The sequence below is a fragment of the Streptomyces katrae genome (genome assembly GCF_000966975.1).
GTDB classification, from domain to species: Bacteria; Actinomycetota; Actinomycetes; order Streptomycetales; family Streptomycetaceae; genus Streptomyces; species Streptomyces katrae.
In genome coordinates, this window is sequence record NZ_JZWV01001432.1 from 1 (window position 1) to 613 (window position 613).

Below are 613 nucleotides of genomic sequence, written 5' to 3' on the forward strand. Positions count from 1 at the left end.
GTATCGCCCGGGCCGGGCCGCGTTCACGTCACCTCGCCCGCAGGGCATCCGTGACGGTCACCCGTACGGCCACCCGTACGGTCCCCTCACGGGTACCGGCGCGGGGTCCACGTCACCCGTGACCCGTCGGGCCGTTCGGTCACCCGCGTCTGCGAGGACCCGATCAGCAGGATCGTCCGCATGTCCACCTCGGACGGCTCCAGTTCGGCCAGCGTGACGATCCGCACCGACTGCTCCGGACCGCCCACGTCCCGCGCCACGACCACCGGGGTCTGCGGCGCGCGCAGCTCCAGCAGCAGCTCCCGGGCCTGGGCGACCTGCCAGGTCCGGCTGCGCGAGCCCGGGTTGTACAGGGCGAGCACCAGGTCGGCGGCGGCGGCCGCGCGCAGCCGCTCCGCGATGACCTCCCACGGCTTGAGCCGGTCGGAGAGGGAGACGGTGGCGTAGTCGTGGCCCAGCGGGGCCCCGGCCGCGGCGGCCGCCGCGTTGGCCGCCGTCACCCCGGGCAGCACCCGTACGGGCACGTCCGCGTACGGGGCCTGACCGGCCACCTCCAGGACCGCCGTGGCCATGGCGAAGACCCCGGGGTCGCCGCCGGACACCACGGCCACCC

1 protein-coding gene is annotated in these 613 nt (G+C 76.0%); it reads right to left on the reverse strand.

The window, feature by feature from the left end; translation table 11 throughout:
* Positions 1-86: 86 nt before the first annotated feature.
* Positions 87-613: precorrin-3B C(17)-methyltransferase (locus VR44_RS38040; protein ID WP_045952250.1), on the reverse strand; the 527-nt coding region annotated here is incomplete at its 5' end.